Here is a 23,413-nt window from a genome sequence, read left to right on the forward strand (position 1 = left end):
CCTGGCCGCGGGCGCGTGCGTGGCCGCCGAAGGGCCGCTGCGTCGGGCCGGAGGTCCTGAGGAGCCGGGCGTCAGGCGGGCGCCGCCGTCGGCGGGGTCCGGCCGTGCCGCCCCCGGCGGTCGTCGATCTGGCGGCCCGCCGCGGCGACGGCGCGGTCGTCGACGAGGTCGTACACGACCGTCCCGACCCAGACGATGAGCGTCGCCCACACCCAGGTCCAGAACCCGTCGATGTCGAACCCGCTCGACGGCGAGAGCAGGGTCGTGACGATCAGCGAGCCGAGCACGGTGACGATCCCGAGCGTCCAGGTCCAGCCGTGGACGTGCTTGCCGAGGAGCCGCACCACGAGCGGGCGCAGGAGGGTGATCGTCACGGTGAACAGCGCGACCGCGACGAGCCCCCACAGCCAGCCCATGGTCATCCCCTCGAGCACCAGGTTGGCGATGACGAGCGTCACCCCGTACGCGACCGCGGCGACGACGAAGCTGAGCACCTTCGGGTTCATGGCGCCCCTCCCTGTGGGCCGGTGAGGCGGGAGGACCCGCCTCCTTCTCTCCAGTGTGGCGCGGATCGGCCGTCGTGCGCGCCGAGACCGGCTCGTGCGGCGGCGGCCCGTGCGCGCGACGATGGGCACATGCGTGCCAACGGGTCGTCGTCCCGCCGTGCGCGGCTCACCGTCGCCGCGGGAGTCGCCGCCGCCGTGCTGCTGGCCGGGTGCACGGGCGACGACGGCGGGGAACCCTCGCCGGTGCCGTCGGCCTCGACGGCCACGCCCGAGACGACGGAGCGCACCGAGCCCACCGAGCCGGAGCCGTCGTCCCCCACGCCGGAGCCGGGTCGCGTCGTCGTGCCCGAGGTGCGGGTGAACGTGACCGAGGTGGCGACAGGGCTCCCCGCGCCGTGGGGGATGGCGGCGCTCGCGGACGGGACCCTGCTGGTCTCGTTGCGGGACGAGCGCCGCCTGGTCGTCGTGGACCCGGCGTCGGGCGCCGTCGAGCCGGTCACGGGGCCGGGCGCGGACGACCTGCGCGACGGCACGGTCGCACGGGGCGAGTCGGGCCTGCTCGGGGTCGCGGTCGGGCCCGACGGGAGCGCCGCGCCGGGGGAGGTGTTCGTCTACCGCACCGCCGCGGACGGCAACGAGGTCCTGCGCGGGACGCTCGCGGGCCGGGAGCTGTCCGCGCTCACGCCGATCGTGCAGGGCATCCCCGCGGCGTCGACGCACGACGGCGGACGGCTCGCGTTCGGGCCGGACGGCTCTCTCCACGTGACGACGGGGGACGCGCAGCAGCGCGGCGCGGCGCAGGACGCGGGTGCGCTGAACGGCAAGATCCTGCGCGTCGCGGTCGACGGTGCGCCGGCACCAGGCAACCCGGACCCGGCGTCGCCCGTGTGGAGCCTGGGGCACCGCAACGTCCAGGGGGTCGCGTGGGACGTGACGGGCCGGATGCTCGCGTCGGAGTTCGGGCAGGAGACGTTCGACGAGCTCAACGTCGTCGTGCCGGGCGGGAACTACGGCTGGCCCGACGTCGAGGGCGTGGGCGGCGCGGGCGCCGGGTTCGTCGACCCGGTGGTGACGTGGTCGACGTCGGACGCGTCCCCGAGCGGTCTGGCCGTCACGCGGGAGGGCGCCTATCTCGCGGGCCTGCGCGGCGAGACGCTGTGGCGCGTGCCGTTCGCGTCGCCCGACGGCGGGGCGTCGGCGGACGCGTTCGGCGCGCCCCAGGCGGTGCTCACCGACCGGGGGCGGCTGCGCGCGGTGCTGGTCGACCCGGCGACGCCGCTCGGGGACGACGGGAGCGCGGTGCTCTACGTGCTGACCAACAACACGGACGGGCGGGGGGACCCGCGCGACGGCGACGACCGGCTGCTCCGGGTCGTGGTGACGCCGACGGGGTGAGCCGTCGCGTCTCTGCCGCTGACCAGTCGGTTTGGAGCACGATAACGAATCGGTTACGGTCGAGTGTCTCGCGTTGCCGCTCACCGGGTACAGGTGTAATGGCCGGCCGTGAGGCGCGGTCTCCGCAGAGCACCGAGGGTGCCGGGGTCCGCAGGACGGCCGGATCGGCTGGTCGAGTGACGCCCGCGCCGTGGCGCGGAGCGCCCTGGCGCGTGCGCGCCGTCGACCCCGTGCCCGGGACCCCCGACGACTGGACCCAGAGTTGCACAACCTCTTCCGCTTCCGCGCGCCCCAGAACCGCGACGTCTCGACCACCACTTCGGACGCCGCCCCCGCCGAGACCGCACCGGAGACCACCGAGACGCCCAGCCGTCGCGCCGCCCGCTCCGCGCGGGCCCTCAGCGCGACGCGCCGGCGCCGCTGGTCGATCGTCGGTGCCGCCACCGCCGTCGTCCTGGTCGGCTCGGGTGCCGTCGCCTACGGCGAGGCCAGCAAGACCGTGACGATCGACGTCGACGGCGAGCTGACGACCGTCAGCACGCTCGCCGGCTCGGTCTCCGGCGCGCTCGACGCGGCCGGCGTCGAGGTCGGCGCGCGCGACCAGGTCGCGCCCGAACCCGGCTCGGCGCTCGACGACGGCGACCAGGTCGTGGTCCGCCTCGGCAAGAAGGTCACCGTCCAGACCGACGGCGCGCAGTCCGACGTCTGGCTCACCGCGCTCGACGCGGACGAGGCGCTGAAGTCCCTCGCGGAGCGCGGCGGCGACGTGCGCCTCGTCGCGTCGCGGTCCGGTGAGCGCGCGTCGCTCGACCTGCGCCTCGACACCGACGGCCCGGTGAACGTCGTCGCCGACGGCACGACGGCGGTCGCCCCCGACGGCAGCATCGGCATCTCCGCGATCCTCGAGCAGCAGGGCGTCGAACTCACCGACCTCGACCGCGTGAGCGTCCAGCGCGTCGACGCGACCGAGCCGGGCGCACCGACGGTCTCCCTCGTCGTCCAGCGCGTCGTCGTCGAGCAGCAGCAGACGGCGACGCCCGTCCCGCACGGGACGGTCCAGCAGCCTGACGACTCGAAGTACACGGACGAGTCCGCCGTCGCCCAGGCCGGGGCCGACGGCGTCACCACGACGACGTTCGAGGTCACCCTCGTGGACGGCGTCGAGGAGTCGCGCGAGCAGCTCTCGCAGGAGGTCACGACCGCGCCCGTGGACGAGGTCGTCGTCACCGGCACGCAGGAGCGCCCGAAGGACCCGCGCACGATCGGGCAGACCATGGCCGCCGCGCGCGGCTGGACCGGGTCGCAGTGGACGTGCCTCGAGAAGCTGTGGACCAAGGAGTCCAACTGGAACCCCTCGGCGGACAACCCGACGTCCAGCGCCTACGGCATCCCGCAGTCGCTGCCCGGCTCGAAGATGGCGAGCAAGGGCGCCGACTGGGCGACCAACCCCGCGACCCAGATCGCGTGGGGCCTCGACTACATCGCCGGCTCCTACGGCTCGCCGTGCGGCGCCTGGTCCCACTCGCAGGCCGTCAACTGGTACTGAGCCGTCGGACGTAGCGCGCCGGGTCGGGTCCGCGGTCCTGCACCGAAGGGCACGCGGACCAGGGCGAGCGAGCAGCTGAGGACGGGACGGGCGGACGGGGCGACGGGTCGTGGCGGGCCTGGCGGGAGCCGCGAGGCACGAGCGGCGGATGGTAGACCCGTCGCCCCGTCCGCCCGTCCCGTCCGGACCTGACCTTCCCGGAGACCGGACGGCACCCCGACCCGGCGGTGGTCCCGACTAGGATCGGGCACCATGACCCACATCCTCTCGGCCGTGGCCTGGCCGTATGCCAACGGGCCGCGCCACATCGGCCACGTCGCAGGTTTCGGTGTCCCGTCGGACGTCTTCAGCCGGCACATGCGCATGGCGGGTCACGACGTCCTCATGGTCTCGGGCACCGACGAGCACGGGACGCCGATTCTCGTCCAGGCCGACAAGGAGGGCGTGACGCCTCAGGAGCTCGCGGACCGGTACAACCGGGTCATCGTCGAGGACCTGCACCAGCTCGGGCTGTCGTACGACCTGTTCACGCGGACCACGACGCGCAACCACTACGCCGTCGTGCAGGAGATGTTCCGCACGGTCCACAAGAACGGGTACATGGTCGAGCAGACGACCATGGGAGCGATCTCGCCGTCGACGGGCCGCACGCTGCCGGACCGCTACATCGAGGGCACGTGCCCCATCTGTGGCTACGACGGCGCGCGCGGCGACCAGTGCGACAACTGCGGCAACCAGCTCGACGCGATCGACCTCATCAACCCGCACAGCCGCATCAACGGCGAGACGCCCAAGTTCGTCGAGTCGAACCACTTCTTCCTCGACCTGCCCGCGTTCGTCGACGCGCTCGGGGACTGGCTGCGCACGCGCACCGAGTGGCGCCCGAACGTCCTGAAGTTCTCGCTCAACCTGCTCGACGACGTGCGCCCGCGCGCCATGACGCGCGACATCGACTGGGGCATCCCCGTCCCGCTGGAGGGTTGGGAGTCCAACCCGAGCAAGCGCCTCTACGTGTGGTTCGACGCGGTGATCGGCTACCTGTCGGCGTCGATCGAGTGGGCGCGGCGCAGCGGCGACCCGGACGCGTGGCGCGCGTTCTGGAACGACCCCGAGGCCCGCTCGTACTACTTCATGGGCAAGGACAACATCACGTTCCACTCCCAGATCTGGCCGGCCGAGCTGCTCGGCTACGACGGTCGGGGGAGCAAGGGCGGTGCGCCGGGTGCCTACGGGAACCTCCAGCTCCCGACGGAGGTCGTGTCGAGCGAGTTCCTCAACGTCGAGGGCCAGAAGTTCTCCTCGTCGCGCGGCGTCGTGATCTACGTGCGCGACATGCTGGCCCGCTACCAGCCGGACGCGTTCCGGTACTACGTGGCGTCGGCCGGTCCGGAGACGCAGGACGTCGACTTCACGTGGGCGGACTTCCAGCGCCGCACGAACGACGAGCTCGTGGCCGGCTGGGGCAACCTCGTGAACCGCACGGCGAACCTCGTGCACAAGAACTTCGGGGCGATCCCGGAGCCGGGGCAGCGCCAGCCGATCGACGAGGGCGTCCTCGCCACGACGACGACCGCGTTCGGGCGCGTGGGGGAGCTCATCGCGACGCACCGCCAGCGTGCGGCCGTCGCGGAGGCGATGAAGACCGTCGGCGAGGTGAACAAGTACGTGTCCGACACCGAGCCGTGGAAGCTCAAGACCGACCCGGACCGCCTCGCGACCGTGCTGCACACCGTGACCCAGGCGGTGAGCGACCTGAACACGATCCTGTCGCCGTTCCTGCCGCACTCGGCGCAGCAGGTGCACGAGGCGTTCGGCGGCACGGGCACCATCGCGCCGCAGCCGCGCATCGACGAGGTGACCGACCTCGACGACGACTCGCGCCACTACCCGATCATCACGGGCGACTACCGGGCCGAGGGTCTGGCGACGTGGGAGCCGAAGGCCGTCGTGCCGGGCACCCCGGTCGCCAAGCCGACGCCGATCTTCACCAAGCTCGACGACTCGATCGTCGAGGAGGAGCTCGACCGCCTGCGCGAGACCGCCTGACCCGTGGCGAAGCAGCGCGAACGCGGGTGGCCGCCCGACCCGGAGCCGCTGCCCGTCCCGGTGGTGGACAACCACACGCACCTCGACTCGATCGCTCACGTCCTCCCCGAGGACGAACGGGCGCCGAGCGTGTCGGATCACCTCGCACGCGCGGTGGCCGCGGGGGTGGACCGCATCGTGCAGGTCGGCTGCGACCTCCCCGCGGCCCGCTGGACCGACGCCCTGCTGCGCGGCGACCAGGCGATCTGGGGGGTCGAGCAGGCGGATCTGGCGCGTCCATCGGCGCGGACGAGCCAGGACCGCCTGGTCGGCCGCGCGGGGGCGGTCGGGGTGGGGCGGGTGCTCGGGGCGGTTGCGATCCATCCCAACGAGGCGGTGCTGCACGGTGGGGTGCGCGAGGTGGGGCCGGACGGGCTCGCGCCCGACCCTCGGGCGCACCACGACGTGCCCCTCGACGACGCCGTCGCCGAGATCGCCGCGATCGCGCGCGGCAACGACCGCGTGCGGGCGATCGGCGAGACGGGCATGGACCTGTTCCGTACAGGAGCACAGGGCGAGGCTGTACAGCGGGAGTCGTTCCGCGCGCACGTCGCGCTCGCGAAGGAGCTGGGCCTCGCGCTGCAGATCCACGACCGCGACGCGCACGCCGAGGTGCTCGACGTCCTCGCCCGCGACGGAGCGCCCGAGCGGACCGTCTTCCACTGCTACTCGGGCGACGCCGCGATGGCCCGGTTCTGCGCGGACCAGGGCTGGTTCCTGTCGTTCGCGGGCCCGGTGACGTTCCGCGCGAACGACGAGCTGCGGGCCGCGCTGCGCGACGTCCCGCTGGGTCAGGTCCTGGTCGAGACGGACGCGCCGTACCTCACGCCGCACCCGTACCGCGGCCGCCCCAACGCGCCGTACGTCCTGCCGGCGACCGTCCGTACCGTCGCCGAGGTGGTGGACCTGCCGCTCGCGGACGTGTGCGAGCGCCTGGCCGCGACCTCGGTCGGGGTCTACGGGCCCTGGTGACGCGGGACGGGGCGGCGAGCCGCCCGTCACGACCGGTCGCCGCCCGTTCCGGGCGAACCGGAGGTTTCGCCCGGGGTCACGGTTCGGCTACGGTCGGGTCCGTGCGTCGCGCGCAGTGCGCCGACGACGCGCCCCACCTCGCCCCCGGCGCTCGCCGAGGGCCGTTGCCCCGCAGAAGGGACCGCGCGCGTGCTCGCACCTGACGGAACCGGTCGCCGACGCCTGCAGCGTCTGGCGGCCCAGGGCGTCGTCGTCGCGAGCCTCGTGGTCGTCACGGGCGCGTTCGCCTCGCTCCAGAAGAGCGTCACGCTCGACGTCGACGGGGAGCTGCACGACGTCTCCGCCTACGGGCGCACGGTCGCGGAGGTGCTCGACTACCAGGACGTCGCGGTCGGCGCCGAGGACCTCGTCGAGCCGGGCCTCGCGGACCCGGCGCGCGACGGCGCCACCATCGTCGTCCGGACCGCTCACGACGTGACGATCGAGATCGACGGGCAGGTGCAGACGATCTCCACGACGGCGCGGACCGTCGGCGAGCTCCTCACGTACCTCGGCCCGCGCGCCGAGGGCGCCGTCACCGAGGTCTCCCGCACGCAGGCCCTGGGCCGCGACCCGATCCGCGTCTCGACGCTCAAGACCGTCCACGTCGCCGTGGACGGCGCCGTCCTGCCGATCACGACGGCGGAGCCGACGGTGCGCGGCGTGCTCGCCACCGCGGGCATCGTCCTCGCGGAGGGTGACGGCACCTCGGCGCCGCTCGACGCGGCCGCGGTGGACGGCATGCTCGTCCTCGTGAGCCGAGCCGCGGCGACGGCCGCCACGGTGACCGAGGTGCTCCCGTTCACGACGGAGGAGGTCGAGGACCCCAACCTGCCGGAGGGGCACCGGGTCGTCGTCCAGTCGGGCCGGGTCGGCGAGGCGGTCACGACGTACTCGGTCCAGACCCTCGGCGGCGCCGAGGTCTCGCGCACGGTGCTCACGCGCACGGTCACGACCGAGCCGCGCAACGAGATCATCAAGGTCGGGACGATGGACGTCTCGGTCTCCGTGGACCCCGGCTCGGCGCGGGCGATCGGCCGCTCGCTCGCGGCCCAGCGCGGCTGGGGCGACGACGAGTTCACGTGCCTCGACAAGCTCTGGACCAAGGAGAGCAACTGGCGCGTCGACGCCGACAACCCGAGCTCGAGCGCGTACGGGATCCCGCAGGCGCTGCCCGGGTCGAAGATGTCGAGCGCGGGCGCCGACTGGCGCACGAACCCGGCGACCCAGATCACCTGGGGTCTCGGGTACATCGAGGGCCGGTACGGCACCCCGTGCTCGGCCTGGTCGCACTCGGTCGCCAAGGGCTGGTACTGACGCTCGCGACGGCACGACGGCGGCGCCCGCGGTCCGCAGGCACCGCGCCTCGGGCAGGTCGGCGGGAGATCGGCTAGCGCTCGAGCATCTCCAGGTAGTGCGGGTTCTGCATGATCCCCAGCACGTTGCCGAACGGGTCCACCACCGACGCCGTGACGAAGCCCTCGCCCTCCCCGCGCTCGACCACGCCCTCGTACTCGGTCGCGCCCAGGGCGAGCAGCCGGGCGAACGCGTCCCGCACGTCGTCGACGTGCCAGTTCACGATCGCGCCCCCGGGCGTCTCCGGCTGCGGTCGCGGTGACCACGACCGGGCGATGATCCCGAGCTCGTCCTGACGGTCGCCGACGCGGAACTCCACGTACCCGCCCGGCACCACGTAGTAGGGCTCCGTCCCGAGCACCTCGGCGTACCACGCGGACGCGGCCTCCAGGTCGTCGGCCCACAGGTTCAGCGTCGCCATCCCACGCAGCATGCTCGTCTCCTTCGTCGTCGCCCGGGCTCGTGCCCGAGGTTCGCGGCCGTCGTGTCCCCGGCGGGACCGACACCACGACAGTAGGACGCCATGCGGAACGTGCGGTTCCGCATGGTGCGCGAGGATGGGTTCCGTGCTCGACACCTCCGTGCGACTCCTGCGCCTCCTCGCGCTCCTCCCCACGCGGCCGACGTGGTCGGGCCCCGAGCTGGCCGAGCGGCTCGGCGTCACGACCCGCACCGTCCGCAGCGACGTGGAGCGGCTGCGGATCCTCGGGTACGAGGTCCGCTCGGCGCCGGGGGTCGCGGGCGGCTACCGCCTCGGGTCGGGGACGGCGCTGCCGCCGCTCCTGCTCGACGACGAGGAGGCCACCGTCGTCACCGTGGCCCTGCGGGCGGCGGTCGCCGGGTCGGTCACCGGCGCCGAGGACGCCGCGCTCCGGGCGCTCGGCAAGCTCGACACGGTCCTGCCCTCCCGGCTGCGCGCCCGTGCGGACGCGTTGCGTGCCGCCGTGGCGAGCGCGCCCGAGGCGGGGTCGGGGGTCGACGCGGGGGTGCTCGCCGAGATCGCGACGGCGGTCGCCTCCCGGACGGGACTGCGCCTCGAGTACCGCGCCCACGACGGGACGACGACGTCCCGTGCGGTCGAGCCGTACCGCCTCGTCCGCGTCGGGCGTCGGTGGTACCTGCTGGCGTTCGACCTCGACCGCGACGACTGGCGGACGTTCCGCGTCGACCGACTGCGGTTGCGCACACCCGGGGGGCGTCGCTTCGTGCCGCGCCCCGTCCCGGGCGGGGACGCCGTCGCCCACGTCGTGCGAGGCGTGGGGTCGGTCGCGTGGGCGTACCCGGCCCGGGTGCGGCTGCACGCACCCGCGAGCGCGGTGGCCGACCGGCTCGCGCCGGGATCGGGCGTGCTCGTCGACGACGGCCCGGACGCGTGCGTGCTGGAGGCCGGGGGGACGTCGCTCGTCCAGCTCGCGGGGTTCCTGCTCGGGCTCGACGTCGACCTCACGGTGCTGGCCCCGCCCGAGCTCGCGGCGACGCTCGCGCGGGTCGGGGACCGGGCAGCGCGCGCCGGGCGCTCGCGCGGGGCGTCGGGCGCCGGCGTCGAGCGTGCCCCGGACGGTGGTGTCGGGTGAGGAGCGCGTGGAGATGCTCGTGACATACGAGCAGAAATCCGGACAGAACCTCTCACCGTACCGGCCCAGGGGTTGGAGTTCGATAACGGATCGGTTACGGTCGATCGTCGCTCGCGCGTGAACGGCAGCCTCCCGCGGTCCGCCCGGACCGGAGGAGTCGTGCCCGGACCCCGCGAGCGGTGCGCCGTCGTCGGGCCCTGGGGAAGGGGCGCCGGGGTTGGCGCCGGCAGCCGGATCGGCCGCTCGAGACCCGCGGACGCACCTGTGCGCCCGCCACGGAGGACGCACGTCCGCCGTGGGCCGCGGGTGGTGCTCACGCGCCGTCGAGCCCCCGTGCCCGGGACCCCCGACGACTGGACCCAGGTGAAGAACCCCTTCCACCGGACCGCTGACGCGGCCGGCGCCCCCGAGAGCGCCGACACGAACCCCCAGACCCCCTTCGAGACCTCCACCGACGGCCCCGCGGAGAGCCCCCAGAGCCCCGCGACCACCGCCCGCCGTCGCCGCCGCTGGCCTCTCGTGGCCGGCGCCACCGCCGTCGTCCTCCTCGCGACCGGCGCCGTCGCCTACGGCAACGCGCGCAAGACGGTCCAGCTCGACGTCGACGGCCAGATCACCACCGTCACGACCTTCGCCGGGTCCGTCGAGGGCCTGCTCGCCGAGCAGGAGGTCGCCGTCGGGGACCGCGACCTCGTCGTCCCCGACGTCGACTCCGCCCTGCGCGGCGGCGGCGACGTCGTCGTCCGCTACGGGCGCGAGGTGCCCGTCCAGGTCGACGGCTCCCAGTCCTCCGTCTGGCTCACCGCGCTCGACGCGGACGAGGCCCTGACGACCCTCGCCTCGCGCGGCAGCGACGTGCGCCTCGTGGCGTCGCGCTCCGGCGAGCGCGCGTCGCTCCCGATCCGCCTCGACGCGGACGGCCCCGTGAACGTCGTCGCCGACGGCGAGACCAAGGTCGCGCCCGACGGCAGCATCGGCATCGACGCGATCCTCGACCAGCAGGGCGTCCAGCTCGGCGACCTCGACCGCGTCCACGTGGAGAAGTCGGACCAGATCGCCGCGGCCCAGGCTGACGCCGCCGCCGAGGCGGCCCCCGCCGCCGCGACCGAGGACGCCGAGGCCGCGGCCGACGCCGCGCCGGTCTCGCTCGTCGTGCAGCGCGTGAAGGTCGAGGAGGTGCCCACCACGACGGCCGTGCCGTTCGAGACGGTCACCGAGGAGGACGCGAACCGGTTCAAGGACCTCGACCCCGCCGTCAAGCAGGAGGGCGCGGACGGCGTCCACACGACCGTCCACCGCGTCACGACCGTCGACGGCGTGGAGGAGTCACGCGAGCTCGTCTCCGAGGGCGTCACGACGCCCCCGGTGAACAAGATCCTGGTGCAGGGCACCAAGGAGCGCCCGAAGCCGGAGCCGAAGGCCACGACGCCGCAGCGCTCGTCGTCGTCGTCCTCCTCGTCCGGGGCGTCCCCCGCGCCGGCCGCGGACCTCGGCTCCGCGCCCGAGGGTGTCTGGTCCGCGCTCGCGCAGTGCGAGTCGGGCGGCAACCCGGCGACGAACACGGGCAACGGCTACTACGGCCTCTACCAGTTCTCGCTCCCGACGTGGCGCGCGATGGGCGGCTCCGGCCTCCCGTCCGAGGCCTCGGCCGCCGAGCAGACGCAGCGCGCCCAGGCGCTCCAGGCCCGTTCGGGCTGGGGCCAGTGGCCGGCGTGCGCGCGCAAGCTCGGGCTCCTCTGAGCCTGGCCTGAGCGCGGAGGCGTGAACGGACGGAGGGCGGGTCGCACGGCGGCCCGCCCTTCGTCGTCCCCGGCGGGTCGGTAGGCTTGCCGACCATGAACGACACCCGAGGCGCCCTGCTGGGTCCGGCCGAGATCCGCGACCTGGCAGGGCGCCTCGGCGTCCGCCCGACCAAGACGCTCGGCCAGAACTTCGTGCACGACGGCGGGACCGTCCGCAAGATCGTCCGCGCGGCCGACGTGCGGTCGGGGGAGCGTGTCGTCGAGGTCGGACCGGGCCTCGGCTCGCTCACGCTGGGCCTGCTCGAGGCGGGCGCGAGCGTCGTCGCGGTCGAGATCGACCCCGTCCTCGCGAAGCAGCTCCCCACGACCGTCGCCGGGCACGTCCCGGACCTCGGCGACCGGCTCGAGGTCGTCGGTGCCGACGCGCTGGAGGTCACGACCCTCCCCGGGGAGGCGCCGACGGCGCTCGTCGCGAACCTCCCGTACAACGTGGCCGTGCCCGTGCTGCTCACGTTCCTCGAGCGGTTCGACTCGCTCGAGCGCGTGCTCGTCATGGTGCAGGCCGAGGTCGCGGACCGGCTCGCCGCGCCCCCCGGGTCGCGCACGTACGGCGTCCCGTCGGTCAAGGCCGCCTGGTACGCCGACGCCCGCCGCGCCGGGACCATCGGGCGTAGCGTCTTCTGGCCCGTGCCGAACGTCGACTCGGCTCTCGTCGCGCTCGACCGGCGCGAGCCGCCGGTCACGGCCGCGACGCGCGAGCAGGTGTTCGCCGTCGTCGACGCCGCGTTCGCCCAGCGCCGCAAGATGCTCCGGTCCGCGCTGTCCGGGATCGCCGGCTCCGCGACGGCCGCCGCGGAGGCGCTCGAGGCCGCCGGGGTCGACCCTCAGGCACGCGGGGAGGTGCTCGACGTGGAGGCGTTCGCGCGCGTCGCCGAGCAGCTCGTCCACCGTGGCGTGCTCGACGAGCGGCCGTCGCGCGGTCAGGCGCCCGCCGCGGGGCGCTCCACGGACCGACCTGGCACAGTGGACGCGTGACACCCCCGCCACCGCCGAGCATCGCCCTCGCGCCGCCCCCGTCCGTCCGCGTGCGCGCACCCGGCAAGGTCAACCTCTCGCTGCGGGTCGGGGCGCTGCAGGACGACGGCTACCACCCCCTCGTGACGATCTTCCAGGCGGTCGGGCTCAGCGAGGACGTCGTCGCGCACCAGGTGCCGCCCGGCTCGGGCGTCTCGCTGAGCGTGACCGGTCTCCAGGCCGACGCCGTGCCGACCGACGAGACGAACCTCGCGTGGCGGGCCGCCGTCGCGCTCGCCGAGCACGTCGGAGTCGACCCCGACGTGCGGCTCGAGATCCACAAGGAGGTCCCCGTCGCAGGGGGCATGGCGGGCGGCTCCGCCGACGCCGCGGCCGCGCTCGTCGCGTGCGACGCGCTGTGGGAGGCCGGGGTGTCGCGTGCGGACCTCGTCCGCATCGCCGCGGGGCTCGGCGCCGACGTCGCGTTCGGGCTCGTGGGCCACACCGCCGTCGGGACGGGCCGGGGCGACGTGCTCACGCCCGCGATGACGCGCGGGGAGTTCCACTGGGTCTTCGCGGTCCAGGCCGAGGGCCTGTCGACCGCGCAGGTCTACCGGACGTACGACGAGACCGTCGGAGGCCCGGCCGAGCTCGACCTCACCGAGGACACCGCGCTCATGCAGGCGCTGCGCGCCGGCGACGCCGTCGGCCTCGGGCAGGTGCTGCGCAACGACCTCCAGGGCCCCGCGCTCGCCCTGCGCCCCGAGCTGCAGCGCACGATCGACGTCGCGACCGAGGCCGGCGCGCTCGGTGCCGTCGTGTCCGGATCCGGCCCGACCGTCGCCGCCCTCGCGCGCAGCCGCCAGCACGCGCTCGCGATCGCCGCGTCGTGGACCGCGAACGACGCGTGCGACACCGTCTGGTGCACCACCGCCCCCGCCGCCGGCGCCCGCGTGGTCGCCCACTGACGGTCGCGCGAGATAGAACCCTGGTCGCGCGAGGTAGAACCCTGGTCGGCCGAGGTAGAACCCTGGTTCTTGTGCCCGACGGCGCGTGGCTGGGTGGGGTGGTCGGGGTGGGTGGTGGTGCCGCGTCTACCATCCGCCGCTCGTTCCTCGCGGCTCCCGCCAGGCCTGACCACGACGCGGCACCACCACCCACCCCGCCCGGCTTCGTCTCACCCTCGGCGTCGCTCACCTGGGCGACTACCCGCGGTGTCGGGTCCTCCCATCCCGTCCCGTCCCGCGCGTCGGTGCCGGGCCGTGTCGGGCCGGCGCCGAGCGGTAGGTCGGTCGGGCCGCGGCCTGCCTGGTCGACACCGGGACCGCCTAACCTGATCAGAGGCCGCGTGACCCGGGCGATCCGACCGCAGCACGGGGCCGTCGTCAGGCAGATCTACGGCTCTTCCCCGCGCGACCAGGGTTCTACCTCACGCGACCAGGGTTCCATTTCGCGTAGTCAGGGTTCTATTTCGCGCGACCAGGGTTCTCCCTCGCGCCACCGGGGTTCTGCTTCGACGGGCCAGGGGTCCCTCGCGCGACCACGGTTCTGAGGGGACGGCCGCGCGGGGTCGTGCGGGTGCGGTGCGCGGGGAGCTATCGGGTGTGCTCGCGGAGCCAGGCGAGCTGGCGGGCGAAGCGGTAGGCCTGGCCGCCCTCGTGCTCGTTGAAGCGGTAGACGTCGATCGCGCGCTCGACGCGCTCCGAGCCGTCGGCGCCGGTGGCCCAGCCGTTGTAGGCCGCGTAGACGGTGGACGGCGGGCAGACGGGGTCCATGAGCGCCACGGAGAACAGGCCGGGCGCGGTCGCGCGGCGGGCGAGGCTCGCGCCGTCGAGGTAGGAGAGGGTGCGGAAGACGACGTCCTCGTGCTCGCGGTGGACGGCGAGGTAGCGCGTGATCTCGGAGTACGGGGCGCGGTCGGTGATCTCGACGGCGCGGCGGTAGTGGCTCAGGAACGGGACGTCGGGCATCGCGGCGACGAGGCCGTCGGACAGGCCGGCGACGGCGATCGTCAGGCCGCCGCCCTGGCTCGCGCCGGTCACGGCGACGCGCGCAGGGTCGATCCCGTCGACCGCACGGACGGCGTCGACCGCACGGACGGCGTCGGTGATCACTCGGCGGTAGTAGTGCTCGTGCGGGTCGAGGATGCCGCGCGTGAGGTAGCCCGGGGTGGCGGGGCCCGAACCGACCGGGTCGGGGGTGTCGCCGCCCGCGCCCCAGCCGCTGCCCTGGCCGCGCGTGTCGACCACCAGGTGCGCGTACCCCGCGCTCGCCCACACCAGGTGCTCGTGCGGCAGGCCGCGCCCACCCCCGTACCCCAGGTACTCGACGACGGCGGGGAGCGGTGCGCCACCCCCGGCCGCCGCCGCGCGTGCGGCCGCGGCCGGCCGCACGAGCCAGCCCTTGACCGGCTGGCCATGGAAGCCCGGGAACGTGACGTCGTCGACGACGACCGTCTCCAGCCCGGCGTCGACGCGCTCGAGGCGGACGGTCTCGGCGAGGTCGCCGCCCGCTGCGCGGGACTCCGCGAGCGTCCGTGCCCAGAACGCGTCGAGGTCGGCGGGCTCGTCGAGCGTGGGAGCGTAGGCCTCGAGCTCGGCGAGGGGCAGGTCGAAGAGCGGCACGGTGGCGATCCTCCGGGGGCGCGCATCAGTCTGATGTCGGACATCGAGGGCGGGTCGGGAAGACTCTAGCGCCGCCGCGAGGACGCCGGGCCACGCTAATAATGCGCATCATCCCTTTGACCGGGGCGGGGCCGGTCCGGCGAGACTGCCATCAGCCGTCGCCGTGCGCGCGGCGCCCGGTCGGCGACGAGGCCACCGGTGAGGAACCGATGGAGGTCCCCCTGTGAGAACCCGAGCAGCAGCCCTGCGCGGCAGGCCCGGCGTCGTCGCGACGGCGGTCGCCGCCCTGACGGCCGTGCTGGCCGCCGGTGCCGTCGTCCCCGCGAGCGCGCAGACCGGAGCGCCCCCGGCGGTCGGCGCGAGCGTGCCCGACGCGGGGCTCGCCACGGCGCCCGTTGCGGCCCGCACCGCCGCGGACGACGGTCCGTCCGCGTCCGACCTCCCGATGTTCGAGTACCGCGGCGTGATCACCGACAAGGAGTCGATGATCTACAACCCGACGGACGAGTTCATCTTCCCGAGCGTCTTCCACGCGGGTGCGTACCTCGACGACCCGCTGGGGGAGTGGTACCTGTACTACGCCCCGCACGACTCCCCGGGTGGCATCTCCCTGATGTACGCCGACTCGCTCGAGGGCCCGTGGACGGAGTACGCGCACAACCCGATCGTCGCGAACGAGTGGCTCCCGTTCTACGAGCGCGTCTCCCACGTCTCGTCGCCCGACGTGCTGTGGGACGACGAGGCCGGGCAGGTGCTGCTGTACTTCCACGGCGAGAACTCGACGACCCGGTGGGCGACGTCGTCCGACGGCGTCACGTTCGACGACTCCGGCGTCGCCGTGACCAACGCCGACGGCGGGGCCGGCACGACCGAGACGTCGTACGCGCGCGTCGTCGAGCACCCGGACCCGTCGTCGGGCTACCGGTTCGCGATGACGTACATGCAGAACCGGACGGACAACATCCGGCGCATCAAGGTGGCCGAGTCGGTCGACGGCAAGGCGTGGGTCGTGCGACCCGACCCGCTCGTCGTCCCCGACGCCGCGACCGGGACGAACGTGTCCGGCGGCAACCTCTGGGTGTGGGAGGGGCAGCTCTACGTCGTCTACCACGGTTCCACGGGCATCACGTTCGCCCGCACGCTCGACCCGACGATGACCCAGGTCGGCCCGCGGTGGGAGCTGCACCGCGCCAGCGGGGCCGGTGCGGACACGGGCCGGGTCGCCGCGCCCGAGATCGTCACCGACGGCGACGAGACGTACCTGTTCTACGAGTCCGGGGACCGCCTGGGCGCGACGGTCGCGTGGGCGCAGCGCGACCCCGACGCGGTCCGGCCGCCCGAGCCCGGCCAGGACCCCGACCCGCTGCGCGAGCAGTGCAGCGGCGCCGCCTCCGACGAGTTCGACGGCACCGCCCTCGACCCCGCGCTGTGGTCCGTCGTCCGCGGTGGCACGGCCCGGCACGAGCTCGCCGACGGCGCGCTCCGCGTCCCGACGTACCCGACCGGCGTCGCGGGCGCGTCGCTGCCGCTCCAGGCCGTCCCGAGCGGTCCGTGGGAGGTCACGACGGCCGTGTCCGTCTCCCCGACGGAGCGCTTCCAGCAGGGCGGCCTGCTGCTGTACCGCGACGACGCGAACTACGCGAAGCTCGACCTGGTGCACGGCTCGCTCGGACCCCGCGTGGAGTTCATCTGGCGCCAGAACGGCACGGACCGCAACACGGGGTTCGACTCGGTCGTGCCGCCGGCGGGCCTGGGCGACACCTTCTGGCTGCGTCTCACGAGCGACGGGAGCCTCGTGCAGGCGTCGGTGTCGGTCGACGGGGTCGACTTCGCCCCGTGGGGCCGGACGGTGGACGTCGGCGCGCTCGGCGCGACGGGCGTCGGTCCGTTCGCGATGCGCGGGTCGGCGACGCCCCCGGAGATCGTCGCGTCCTTCGACTGGTTCCGGTGGACGCCGACCGCCGAGGAGGCGGCCGCGTGCGAGGACGACGGCCCCGCCGTCGAGGTGCAGACCGTGACCCGCTGCCTCGCGGGCCGCGCGTACGTCGCGGTGACGGCGCGCAACGAGGGTGACGGCCCGGCGACGGTCCGGCTCGTGACGCCCTTCGGGGAGCGCACCGTGGCCGACGTCGCGACCGGCCGCAGCGCCTACCAGTCCTTCGCGGCGCGGTCGACGGCGGTCGTGGCCGGCACGGCGACGGTCGAGGTCGTCCGCGCTGACGGTGCGGGCGGCTCGACGTCGGTGGCCTACGACGCGCTGACCTGCGGGTAGCCCCGCCGTCGAGCGCCGCCCGACCGGGCCCGGGAACGCACCGCGAGGTGCGTCCCGGGCCCGTCGTGCGTCTCCCGCCGATCCGGCGCCCCTCGGCCGAGGACCGACGCCCGCGGCCATTATGCGGATCACCGCGGGTACGTCCAGGCCCGGAGTCCCGGCCCTCCCGACGTAATAATGCGTATTACCGCGTTGACCCGTGGGCACCGCGCTGGCGAGACTCCAGGCACGTCATCGACGACGTGATCGAGGAGGATCCATGCCGAGGCACCGCATCACCCAGGCCGACGTCGCCGCCATGGCCGGCGTCAGCCAGGCGACGGTCTCGTTCGTGCTGAACGACAGCACGCCCGCCGGGGTGCGGATCAGCGAGGAGACGCGTCAGCGCGTGCTCGACGCCATCCGGATCACGGGCTACTCGGCGAACCCCGTGGCGCAGCGCCTCGCGGGCGGGCACAACCAGATCCTCGGCGTCTTCACCTACGAGGCGACGTTCCCGCGCGCGGGTCGCGACTTCTACGGCCCTTTCCTCGTGGGGATCGAGCACGCGGCCGAGAAGCTCGGCATCGACATCCTGCTCTTCACGAGCGCGCGCGTCGTCGACGGCCGCCGCCGCCTCACGCGCGACGGCTGGCAGCGGCTCGGGATCGCCGACGGCTGCCTGCTGCTCGGCCAGCACGAGGACCGCGGTGAGCTCCAGCACCTGCTCGACACGAACTACCCGTTCGTCTTCATCGGCAAGCGCGGCAGCGACGGCGGCCGCCTGCCCTACGTGGGCGCCGACTACGTCGCGGCGACGGCGCGCCAGGTCGAACGCCTCGTGGAGCTCGGGCACGAGCGCGTCGGCTACGTCGGGCCGCGCGGCACCGACCAGCCGACGCTCGACCGCGTGGACGCCTACCGCGCGACGATGAAGGCGCACGGGCTCACGGTGCGCTTCGTCGAGCTGGACGACGTCCCCGCGACGGCGGCGGAGATCGTCGACCAGCGCCTCACGGCCGTCGTCGTCGCCCCGGAGAACTACCCGGAGGAGCTCGTCGACGAGCTCGAGCGTCGCGGGGTCCGCGTTCCCGAGGACGTGTCCTTCCTCCTCCTGGGCCAGCCCCACCACGGGCGCCCGGGCGGGCGCCGGTGGTCCGGGTTCTCCATCCCGCGCGAGGAGATGGGCGCACGCGCGCTCGTCCTGCTCTCGCGCCTCGTCGCCGAGTCCGGGTCGGGTCGCTCCGACCGCAAGGCCGCGCGCGCCGCCCGGGTCCCCGAGGACGAGCTGCACCAGCTCCTCGAGTGCGTCGACGTCGACGGCGAGACCGTCGCGGCGCCGCCGGTCCCGGCGCACGTCCCCGGCGCCTGACCACCGTCCAGACCTCAGAGCACCAGAGCACCAGAGAAACGGAACCCCAGCGTGACCCATCCAGACCTCCAGGCAGACGTCCTCGTCGTCGGTGCCGGGCTCGGCGGCGTCGCCGCCGCGCTCGCCGCGGCGGAGCGGGGCGCCCGCGTCGTCCTCACCGAGGAGCACCCGTGGATCGGCGGGCAGCTCACGTCGCAGGCGGTGCCGCCGGACGAGAGCGCGTGGGTCGAGCGGTTCGGCGTGACCGCGCGCTACCGCGCGCTGCGCGACGGCATCCGCGACGTCTACCGCCGCTCCTACCCGCTCACCGACGCCGCGCGCACGTGGGACGCCCTCAACCCCGGCGCGGGCTGGGTCTCCAAGCTGTGCCACGAGCCGCGCGTCGCGGTCGGGGTGCTCGAGGAGATGCTCGCCCCGTGGCGGTCCGCGGGCCGGATCCGCCTCCTCGAGCGCGTGCGCCCGACGGCGGCCACGACCGACGGGGACCGCGTCACCTCGGTAACCCTCACCCCGGTCACCGACGGCGCGGCGGCGGGGGTCGGCGAGAGCGTCACCGTTCACGCCGCGTTCGTCGTCGACGCCACCGAGACGGGCGAGCTCCTGCCCCTCACGGGCACGGAGTACGTCACGGGCTTCGAGTCCAACCGCGAGACGGGGGAGCCGAGCGCGCCCGACGAGGCGCAGCCGGACAACGTGCAGGCGCTGAGCGTGTGCTTCGCCGTCGAGCACGTGGACGGCGACCACACGATCGACCGGCCCGAGCGCTACGACTTCTGGAGCACGTACACACCGGGCCCGTGGAACGGGCGGCGCATGCTGTCGTGGGAGGCGCCGAACCCGCGCACGCTCGCGATGGACGTGCGGTCCTTCACGCCGAACCCGGGCGACGACGCGCGCGCCGTGGACGCCGACCAGTCGAAGAACCCGGGCGACGGCAACCTGTGGACGTTCCGGCGCATCGCGGCGCGCGACCTGTTCGCGCCCGGCCACTACGCGAGCGACCTGTGCCTCGTGAACTGGCCGAGCATCGACTACTTCCTCGCGCCGGTGCTCGACGTGCCGCGCGACGTGGAGGAGGCGCGGATCGCCGACGCCCGGCAGCTCAGCCTCTCGATGCTCTACTGGATGCAGACCGAGGCGCCCCGCCCCGACGGCGGGACGGGGTTCCCCGGACTGCGCCTGCGACCGGACGTCATGGGCTCGGCCGACGGCCTCGCCCAGGCGGCCTACCACCGCGAGTCCCGCCGCCTGCGCGCGGTGACGACGGTGACGGAGAACGACGTCTCGTACGCCGTGCGCGGGGACCGGGGCGCGACGCGCTACGACGACTCGGTCGGCGTCGGCATGTACCGCATCGACCTGCACCCCTCGACGGGCGGCGACACGTACATCGACGTCGCGTCGACCCCGTTCGAGATCCCGCTCGGCGCGCTCCTCCCGCAGCGCGTGACCAACCTGCTCGCGGCCAACAAGAACATCGGCACGACGCACGTCACCAACGGCTGCTACCGCCTGCACCCGGTCGAGTGGAACATCGGCGAGGCCGCCGGCCACCTCGCGGCCCACTGCCTCGCGACCGGGCGCACGCCGCACGCCGTCCAGTCCAAGGCCGACCTGCTCGCCGACTACCAGGACGAGCTCGTCCGGGCCGGCGTCGAGCTGCGCTGGCCCGCCGAGGCGCACCCCTACTGACGCGGGCCCCGCCCGCACCGACACGGCCACCCTCAGTCCGAAGGAGAACTGATGACCCCCCTGACCCCCCGCCGCGCACCCCGCCCGGCCCGCATCCGACACCGCCTCGTGAGCGCACCCCTGGCCGCAGGCGGCGTCGCGCTCGCCCTCGTCCTCACCGCGTGCTCCGGCGGCGGCGACGACGTCGCCGGCGAGCCGAGCACGCCGAGCGAGCCCGTCGAGCTGCGCATGACCGTCTGGACGGCCGACGAGACGCAGCTCGCGCAGTTCCAGGAGATCGCCGACGCGTACGTCGCGGACAACCCCGACCTCGTCTCGGGCGTGACGTTCGAGACGATCCCGTTCGAGGACTACACGACGTCGCTCACGACGCAGCTCGCGGGCGGCAACGCCCCGGACCTCGCGTGGATCCTCGAGAGCTACGCGCCCGAGTTCGTCGCGAGCGGCGCGCTCGTGGACGTCGCCCCCAAGCTCCAGGAGGCCGAGGGGTACGAGTACGACGACCTCCTGGACTCCTCGCTCGCGCTGTGGGAGAAGGACGGCGGCCTCTACGCCTACCCGTTCTCCAACTCGCCGTTCGCGATGTTCGTCAACACCGACCAGGTCGCCGCCGCGGGCCAGCCGAACCCGGCCGACCTCGTCGCGTCGGGAGACTGGACCTACGACCAGGCCCGCGACATCTCGGCGGCCGCCGCGGCGACGTCGGGCAAGCAGGGCCTCGTGGTGCGCGACTTCGACTTCAAGGTGTGGGAGAACCTGTCGACCGTCTGGGACGGCTGGGACGCGGCGCCGTGGAACGAGGACGGCACGCAGTGCACGTTCACCGACCCGGAGATGGTCGACGCGCTCACGTGGATCCACGACGCGACGTTCGTGGACAAGGCGATGCCCGGTCCGGGCACGACGGCCGACTTCTTCGCGGGCGACGCCGCGATGACGATCACGCAGATCAGCCGCGCGTCCGCGCTCGACGACTCGTTCGCGTGGGACGTCGTGCCGCTCCCGGCCGGTCCCGCGGGTCAGCAGAACGTCATCGGCCAGGCGGGCATCGGCGTCTTCGCGGCGGGCGAGCACCCGGACGTCGCCGCCGACTTCCTCGCGTGGTTCACCAACCCGGAGAACGCCGAGACGCTCGCCGCGTACTTCCCGCCGCCGCGCGAGTCGCTCCTGAACGCGGAGACGCTCGGCGCGGCGAACCCGAAGCTCAGCGAGACCCAGCTCCAGGCGGTCGTGGTCGACGGCATCCAGGGCGCGGTGACCAAGCCGTCGCACCAGAACTTCGCCAAGCTGCAGGACACGGTGCGGGCCCAGCTCGACGCGCTGTGGACCGCGGACGCCGACGTCGAGGGCGTGCTCGCCGACACGTGCGCGGCGATCCAGCCCCTGCTCGGGGACTGAGCGTGGCGTCCTCCGCACTCGCACGACGGGACGCGGCCGTGGGGTACACCATGGTCGCGCCCGCCGTGCTCGGCGCGCTCGCGTTCGTCGTCGCGCCGCTGGTCGCCGTCGTCTGGTACTCGCTGCACGAGTGGAACGTCCTCGCCAACACGTTCACGTTCGCGGGCGCCGACAACTACGAGCGCATGCTCTCCGACCCCGGCCTGCGCGACTCGCTCCTCGCGAGCCTGTGGTTCTCGATCGGCCTCGTGGTCCTCAACATCTCGCTCGCGCTGCTCCTCGCGGTGCTGCTCAACCAGAGGCTCCCGGGCACGACGACGTTCCGCACGTTCTTCTTCTCGCCGGTGGTCGTGTCGCTCGTCGCCTGGACGATCGTGTGGAGCTTCCTGCTCCAGGCGGACGGCGGGATCAACGGGTTCCTTTCGCTGCTCGGCATCGAGGGACCGAACTGGCTGCGCGGCGAGACGACGGCCATGATCTCGGTGATCGTCGTCCAGGTGTTCAAGAACGTCGGCCTCAACATGATCCTGTTCCTCGCGGCGCTGCAGGGGGTACCGGAGGAGGTCCAGGAGGCGGCGCGCATCGACGGCGCGGGCGCCTGGCGACGCTTCCGGTCGATCACGCTCCCGCTCATCAGCCCGACCCTCCTGCTCGTCTCGATCCTCACGATCGTCGGCTCGCTCGAGGTGTTCGCGCAGATCGCCGTGCTCACGGGTGGCGGCCCGGGGAACTCGACGACCGTGCTCGTCTACTACCTGTACCAGCAGGCGTTCCGCTTCAACGACTTCGGCTACGCGAGCGCGATCTCCGTCCTGCTGTTCGTCATCGTCCTCGTCCTGACACTCGTGCAGTGGCAGACGCGCAAGAGGTGGGTCTTCCATGAAGTCTGACGTGATGCCCGGCCCGGCCACGCTCCCGGGCGCGGACGGCGGACCGGACCGGCCTGCGCCGTCGGGCGACGGCACCGACGGGCCGCGGCACGCACCCGCGCGGCGCGACCGGGCCGCGCGGTCCCGGCGCCGGTGGGGACGCTGGGCCCTCGTGGCGCTGCTCGTCGTGCTCAGCGTGCCGTTCGTGTTCCCCACGTGGTGGATGGCGACGTCGAGCCTCAAGCCGATGAGCGAGATCCTGCGCGCCGTGCCGACGCTGTGGCCGCAGGACCCGTCGTTCGCGGCGTACGGGGAGGTGTTCCGGCTGCAGCCGTTCGCGCAGCAGTACTGGAACAGCCTCTACATCGCCGCGCTGGTGACGGTCGGGACGATCCTCGTGTCGTCGATGGCCGGGTACGCGTTCGCGCGCATCCGGTTCCCCGGGGCGAACGCGCTGTTCCTGCTCGTCCTCGTGGGGCTGCTCGTGCCGTCGGAGGTGACGATCGTCCCGCTGTTCCGGATGGTCAACTCGCTCGGGCTCATCGACACGCACTGGCCGCTCGTGGTCATCCCGATCCTCGGGGCGCCGAGCGTCCTGGCGACGTTCATCATGCGGCAGTTCTTCCTCGGGCTGCCGGGCGAGCTCGAGGAGGCCGGACGCATGGACGGACTGGGCCGCTGGGGGATCTTCTGGCGGATCGCGTTCCCGCTGTCGCGCTCGGCGATCTCGGCCGTCGCGATCTTCACGTTCCTCAAGTCGTGGAACCTGTACCTCGAGCCGATCGTGTACCTGTCGAGCAAGGACCGGTTCACGCTGCCGCAGGCGCTCACGCAGTACGTCGACGCCTACGGCGGCCCGATGTGGAACGTGCAGCTCGCCGCGACGACGCTCACCGTGCTGCCGGTCCTCGCGGTGTTCCTCGTCGCGCAGAAGCAGTTCGTCCAGGGCCTGGCCCACTCGGGCCTCAAGGGCTGACG

General features: G+C 73.8%; 18 protein-coding genes. 15 read left to right on the forward strand and 3 right to left on the reverse strand.

All coding sequences use genetic code 11. The features are described 5' to 3' along the window. Window positions 1–71 precede the first annotated feature (71 nt). The gene (locus FIC82_RS06725) at window positions 72–506 is read right to left on the reverse strand and encodes a phage holin family protein (RefSeq protein ID WP_154798017.1); all 435 of its coding nucleotides are present in this window, start codon (window positions 504–506) and stop codon (window positions 72–74) included. Between the two features lie 129 nt (window positions 507–635). Here FIC82_RS06725 and FIC82_RS06730 point away from each other — a divergent pair, with 129 nt between their 5' ends. The 5 genes from FIC82_RS06730 to FIC82_RS06750 all read left to right on the forward strand — a co-directional run bounded on the left by FIC82_RS06730 (window position 636) and on the right by FIC82_RS06750 (window position 7,860). Beyond that, window positions 636–1,901, forward strand: coding sequence for a PQQ-dependent sugar dehydrogenase (locus FIC82_RS06730; protein ID WP_154798018.1), 1,266 nt, complete (start codon window positions 636–638; stop codon window positions 1,899–1,901). Between the two features lie 262 nt (window positions 1,902–2,163). Further along, the gene (locus FIC82_RS06735; protein ID WP_154798019.1) at window positions 2,164–3,447 is read left to right on the forward strand and encodes an aggregation-promoting factor C-terminal-like domain-containing protein; all 1,284 of its coding nucleotides are present in this window, start codon (window positions 2,164–2,166) and stop codon (window positions 3,445–3,447) included. A 252-nt stretch (window positions 3,448–3,699) separates the two neighbouring features. Next, window positions 3,700–5,493, forward strand: a complete 1,794-nt coding sequence (gene metG / locus FIC82_RS06740; protein ID WP_154798020.1) for a methionine--tRNA ligase — start codon at window positions 3,700–3,702, stop codon at window positions 5,491–5,493. Window positions 5,494–5,496: 3 nt separating this feature from the next. Continuing rightward, window positions 5,497–6,504 carry a TatD family hydrolase gene (locus FIC82_RS06745; protein ID WP_168731565.1) on the forward strand — a complete coding sequence of 336 codons (1,008 nt, stop codon included), beginning with the start codon at window positions 5,497–5,499 and terminating at the stop codon, window positions 6,502–6,504. 189 nt (window positions 6,505–6,693) lie between these two features. Next, on the forward strand, window positions 6,694–7,860 hold the full coding sequence (locus FIC82_RS06750; RefSeq protein ID WP_168731566.1) for an aggregation-promoting factor C-terminal-like domain-containing protein: 1,167 nt from the start codon (window positions 6,694–6,696) through the stop codon (window positions 7,858–7,860). A 73-nt stretch (window positions 7,861–7,933) separates the two neighbouring features. On the opposite strand, the gene FIC82_RS06755 is transcribed toward FIC82_RS06750, so the two are convergent. Beyond that, a complete protein-coding gene (locus FIC82_RS06755; protein ID WP_154798021.1) occupies window positions 7,934–8,332 on the reverse strand; it encodes a VOC family protein in 399 nt (132 codons plus the stop codon). Between the two features lie 133 nt (window positions 8,333–8,465). Here FIC82_RS06755 and FIC82_RS06760 point away from each other — a divergent pair, with 133 nt between their 5' ends. The 4 genes from FIC82_RS06760 to FIC82_RS06775 all read left to right on the forward strand — a co-directional run bounded on the left by FIC82_RS06760 (window position 8,466) and on the right by FIC82_RS06775 (window position 13,197). Continuing rightward, complete coding sequence (locus tag FIC82_RS06760) at window positions 8,466–9,473, forward strand: helix-turn-helix transcriptional regulator (RefSeq protein WP_168731567.1); 1,008 nt, start codon at window positions 8,466–8,468, stop codon at window positions 9,471–9,473. 333 nt (window positions 9,474–9,806) lie between these two features. After that, window positions 9,807–11,213 carry a resuscitation-promoting factor gene (locus tag FIC82_RS21255; protein WP_269808405.1) on the forward strand — a complete coding sequence of 469 codons (1,407 nt, stop codon included), beginning with the start codon at window positions 9,807–9,809 and terminating at the stop codon, window positions 11,211–11,213. Window positions 11,214–11,308: 95 nt separating this feature from the next. Next, entirely contained in the window at window positions 11,309–12,250 is a 942-nt protein-coding gene (rsmA, locus tag FIC82_RS06770) for a 16S rRNA (adenine(1518)-N(6)/adenine(1519)-N(6))-dimethyltransferase RsmA (protein WP_154798024.1), read from the forward strand. Further along, window positions 12,247–13,197: a 4-(cytidine 5'-diphospho)-2-C-methyl-D-erythritol kinase gene (locus tag FIC82_RS06775; RefSeq protein WP_168731568.1), complete on the forward strand. Its 951-nt coding sequence runs from the start codon at window positions 12,247–12,249 to the stop codon at window positions 13,195–13,197. Before rsmA ends, FIC82_RS06775 begins: the two co-directional genes overlap by 4 nt. Window positions 13,198–13,824: 627 nt before the next feature. On the opposite strand, the gene FIC82_RS06780 is transcribed toward FIC82_RS06775, so the two are convergent. Beyond that, a complete protein-coding gene (locus FIC82_RS06780) occupies window positions 13,825–14,853 on the reverse strand; it encodes an acetylxylan esterase (RefSeq protein ID WP_168731569.1) in 1,029 nt (342 codons plus the stop codon). Window positions 14,854–15,076: 223 nt separating this feature from the next. On the opposite strand from FIC82_RS06780, the gene FIC82_RS06785 reads away from it, so the two are divergent. From FIC82_RS06785 to FIC82_RS06810, 6 genes are all read left to right on the forward strand, one after another. Beyond that, on the forward strand, window positions 15,077–17,125 hold the full coding sequence (locus FIC82_RS06785; protein WP_154798025.1) for a beta-xylosidase family glycoside hydrolase: 2,049 nt from the start codon (window positions 15,077–15,079) through the stop codon (window positions 17,123–17,125). A 259-nt stretch (window positions 17,126–17,384) separates the two neighbouring features. Continuing rightward, window positions 17,385–18,476, forward strand: coding sequence for a LacI family DNA-binding transcriptional regulator (locus FIC82_RS06790; protein ID WP_154798026.1), 1,092 nt, complete (start codon window positions 17,385–17,387; stop codon window positions 18,474–18,476). Window positions 18,477–18,527: 51 nt separating this feature from the next. Continuing rightward, entirely contained in the window at window positions 18,528–20,168 is a 1,641-nt protein-coding gene (locus FIC82_RS06795; RefSeq protein ID WP_168731570.1) for an FAD-dependent oxidoreductase, read from the forward strand. Window positions 20,169–20,219: 51 nt separating this feature from the next. Next, window positions 20,220–21,566 (forward strand): ABC transporter substrate-binding protein, encoded by a 1,347-nt coding sequence (locus tag FIC82_RS06800; protein WP_154798027.1) that lies wholly within the window; start codon window positions 20,220–20,222, stop codon window positions 21,564–21,566. 2 nt (window positions 21,567–21,568) lie between these two features. Then, window positions 21,569–22,456 (forward strand): carbohydrate ABC transporter permease, encoded by an 888-nt coding sequence (locus tag FIC82_RS06805; protein ID WP_253691539.1) that lies wholly within the window; start codon window positions 21,569–21,571, stop codon window positions 22,454–22,456. Further along, window positions 22,446–23,411, forward strand: a complete 966-nt coding sequence (locus FIC82_RS06810; RefSeq protein WP_253691541.1) for a carbohydrate ABC transporter permease — start codon at window positions 22,446–22,448, stop codon at window positions 23,409–23,411. The genes FIC82_RS06805 and FIC82_RS06810 overlap by 11 nt, the downstream gene beginning before the upstream one ends. Window positions 23,412–23,413 lie beyond the last annotated feature (2 nt).

Source organism: Cellulosimicrobium protaetiae, assembly GCF_009708005.2.
GTDB classification, from domain to species: domain Bacteria; phylum Actinomycetota; class Actinomycetes; order Actinomycetales; family Cellulomonadaceae; genus Cellulosimicrobium; species Cellulosimicrobium protaetiae.